At 51.1% G+C, this 2,500-nt stretch carries 1 tRNA gene and 1 rRNA gene (1 of these 2 only partly in view); both read left to right on the top strand.

The features are described 5' to 3' along the window. Positions 1-39: 39 nt before the first annotated feature. A tRNA-Ala gene (locus ACHZCJ_RS06715) sits at positions 40-115 on the top strand. Between the two features lie 421 nt (positions 116-536). Beyond that, positions 537-2,500: ribosomal RNA gene (locus tag ACHZCJ_RS06710) — 23S ribosomal RNA — on the top strand; it runs 839 nt beyond the window's last position.

Raw genomic sequence — 2,500 nt, 5'->3', positions numbered from 1 at the left:
CCGCACCAAGCGGAAATACGCTTGAGGTTAAACAAATACGGGGCCTTAGCTCAGCTGGGAGAGCACCTGCTTTGCAAGCAGGGGGTCATCGGTTCGATCCCGATAGGCTCCACCAGTTTTCGCGGTTCAGCCATCATGCGGGGCATGATGGCAGCGAAAACTCCCCAAGCGAAGCGCAGGGTACGCAGGCCGCAAGGTCGCACCCCGGTTCGCGGGACAATCATTTCTCCAGAGATGAAGACAAAAGTTTCCTGCAGGTTCCGATCTGCAGGCAAGCGAGGCCTCGGCCTCTATTTGACATTGTGAATGGGTTTTTTTAATCGATGCCGTGGCAATTTTGCGGTTTCGGTTCGGCGGTTTTCCGCTGGATTGGAGCGCATAATTGGCACAAGTATTCATATATATGAATTACTAAAGGCTGAGTAATTAATTGTCCGCATCATACAGGCAAGGCCGAATTGGCCAGGCTGAAGCGCTTTTTTATGCAAGGAGCGTGGGAGGCTTGTTCCAATCTTGTTGTTGGTGGTGTGGATTCTCAAGCGTGAGGTAAGAGCATTTGGTGGATGCCTTGGCACATACAGGCGATGAAGGACGTGGCACGCTGCGATAAGCGTTGGGGAGATGTGAGCAATCTTTGATCCAGCGATTTCCGAATGGGGGAACCCATCCTCACCATTTACTTTTGTCTTGAAGGGCTTTTGTCCGACAAGGTGAGGGTAAATGGGGAAGGATATCACCGAGTTGAATAAAATAGACTTGGTGAAGCGAACCCGGCGAACTGAAACATCTCAGTAACCGGAGGAAAAGACATCAACCGAGATTCCGTTAGTAGTGGCGAGCGAACGCGGACCAGGCCAGTGCCTTGTTGTAAATTAGCAGAACATTCTGGAAAGTTTGACCATAGTGGGTGACAGTCCCGTATGCGAAAATGATCAACAAGGACTCGAGTAGGGCGGAACACGTGAAATTCTGTCTGAACATGGGGGGACCACCCTCCAAGCCTAAATACTCGTATGTGACCGATAGCGAACAAGTACCGTGAGGGAAAGGTGAAAAGCACCCCGATTAGGGGAGTGAAACAGTACCTGAAACCGAATGCTTACAAGCAGTGGGAGCCCCCTTGTGGGGTGACCGCGTACCTCTTGCATAATGGGTCAGTGACTTAATCTATCTAGCAAGCTTAAGCCGTTAGGTGTAGGCGCAGCGAAAGCGAGTCTGAATAGGGCGAATGAGTTAGATGGATTAGACCCGAAACCCGGCGATCTAGGCATGACCAGGTTGAAGGTGCGGTAACACGCACTGGAGGACCGAACCATTTAATGTTGAAAAATTATTGGATGAGTTGTGTTTAGGGGTGAAAGGCCAATCAAGCCGGGAAATAGCTGGTTCTCCGCGAAAACTATTGAGGTAGTGCCTCGGACGTTTTCCTATGGGGGTAGAGCACTGGATGGGCTAGGGGGTCGCGAGACCTACCAAACCTAACCAAACTCCGAATACCATAGAGACAAGTCCGGGAGACAGACGGCGGGTGCTAAGGTCCGTCGTCAAAAGGGAAACAGCCCTAACCTACAGCTAAGGTCCCCAAGTCATATCTAAGTGGGAAAGCATGTGGGAATCCCAAAACAACCAGGAGGTTGGCTTAGAAGCAGCCATCCTTTAAAGAAAGCGTAACAGCTCACTGGTCTAAATAAGGGTTCCTGCGGCGAAGATGTAACGGGGCTAAAGATATGCACCGAAGCTTAGGGTTCAGAATTTATTCTGAGCGGTAGCGGAGCGTTCCGTAAGCGGATGAAGCCGAAGGGTAACCGACGGTGGACGTATCGGAAGTGCGAATGCTGACATGAGTAGCGATAAACAGTGTGAGATGCACTGTCGCCGAAAGACCAAGGGTTCCTGCTTAAAGCTAATCTGAGCAGGGTGAGTCGGCCCCTAAGACGAGCCCGAAGGGGGTAGTCGATGGGAACACGGTTAATATTCCGTGACCTGGTGGAATGTGACGGTTCACGTGTGTTGTCTGATCTTATTGGATTGATCAGGCTTCGAAGTGGATCCAGGAAATAGCTCCACCATATAGACCGTACCCGAAACCGACACAGGTGGTCAGGTAGAGTATACCAAGGCGCTTGAGAGAAGTATCCTGAAGGAACTCGGCAAATTACCTCCGTAACTTCGGGAGAAGGAGGCCCTGCCAGAAGGCAACTTTTGGCAGGGGGCACAAGCTGGGGGGTAGCGACTGTTTAGCAAAAACACAGGACTCTGCTAAGTCGGCTTCAAGACGACGTATAGGGTCTGACGCCTGCCCGGTGCTCGAAGGTTAAGAGGAGAGATGAAAGTCTTGAATTGAAGCCCGAGTAAACGGCGGCCGTAACTATAACGGTCCTAAGGTAGCGAAATTCCTTGTCGGGTAAGTTCCGACCTGCACGAATGGCGTAACGACTTCCCCACTGTCTCCAGGATATGCTCAGCGAAATTGAATTCTCCGTGAAGATGCGGAGTACCC

The sequence above is a fragment of the uncultured Parasphingorhabdus sp. genome (assembly GCF_963677535.2).
Taxonomy (GTDB): Bacteria; Pseudomonadota; Alphaproteobacteria; order Sphingomonadales; family Sphingomonadaceae; genus Parasphingorhabdus.
Note: the sequence above shows the minus strand (reverse complement) of the source record. Positions and strands in the feature narration are given on the sequence as shown.